Origin of the sequence: Streptomyces sp. NPDC002181 (assembly GCF_042890485.1) — a bacterium.
Classification (GTDB): Bacteria; Actinomycetota; Actinomycetes; order Streptomycetales; family Streptomycetaceae; genus Streptomyces.
This window is the reverse complement of the sequence record NZ_JBIASC010000033.1, coordinates 1-1,112: the sequence shown is the minus strand read 5'-3', so window position 1 is coordinate 1,112 and position 1,112 is coordinate 1. Positions and strand designations below refer to the sequence as shown.

General features: G+C 71.0%; 1 pseudogene. It reads right to left on the bottom strand.

Annotated elements, in window-relative coordinates:
• Positions 1–1,112, bottom strand: a pseudogene (carB, locus tag ACFYXV_RS34135) (carbamoyl phosphate synthase large subunit); the annotation flags it as partial.

Here is a 1,112-nt window from a genome sequence, read left to right as displayed (position 1 = left end):
AGTTCGAAGCCGTGGTTGACGAGTTCGCGGGCCGGGAAGATCATCGAGCGCTTGTCGCGGTTGGCGACGGAGATGAAGGCGCGGCCCTTGGTGGGCAGCGGGCCGTAGGCGCCGGCCTGGGATTTGGCGTAGGCGGTGCCGAAGACGGAGTCGATGCCCATGACCTCGCCGGTGGAGCGCATCTCGGGGCCCAGGACGGTGTCGACGCCGCGGCCGTGGATGTCGCGGAAGCGCGACCAGGGCATGACGGCTTCCTTGACGGAGATCGGCGCGTCCAGCGGCAGGGTGCCGCCGTCGCCGGTCTTGGGGAGCATGCCCTCTTCACGCAGTTCGGCGATGGTGGCGCCGAGCGAGATGCGGGCGGCGGCCTTGGCGAGGGGGACCGCGGTGGCCTTGGAGGTGAAGGGGACGGTGCGCGAGGCGCGGGGGTTGGCTTCCAGGACGTAGAGGATGTCTCCGGCCATGGCGAACTGGATGTTGATCAGGCCGCGGACGCCGACGCCCTTGGCGATGGCCTCGGTGGAGGCGCGCAGGCGCTTGATGTCGTGGCCGCCCAGGGTGATGGGGGGCAGGGCGCAGGCGGAGTCGCCGGAGTGGATGCCGGCTTCCTCGATGTGTTCCATGACGCCGCCGAGGTAGAGCTCGGTGCCGTCGTAGAGGGCGTCGACGTCGATCTCGATGGCGTCGTCGAGGAAGCGGTCGACCAGGACCGGGCGGGTCGGGGAGATCTCGGTGGATTCGGCGATGTAGGAGGAGAGGCGGTCCTCGTCGTAGACGATTTCCATGCCGCGGCCGCCGAGCACGTAGGAGGGGCGGACCAGGACGGGGTAGCCGATCTCGTCGGCGATGGCCTTGGCGGCCGCGAAGGTGGTGGCGGTGCCGTGCTTGGGGGCGGGCAGGCCGGCCTCGGCGAGGACCTGGCCGAACGCGCCGCGGTCCTCGGCGGCGTGGATGGCCTCCGGCGGGGTGCCCACGACGGGGACGCCGTTGTCCTTGAGGGCCTGGGCGAGACCGAGGGGGGTCTGGCCGCCGAGCTGGACGACGACGCCGGCGATGGGTCCGGCCAGTGATTCGGCGTGGACGATCTCCAGCACGTCTTCGAGCGTGAGCGG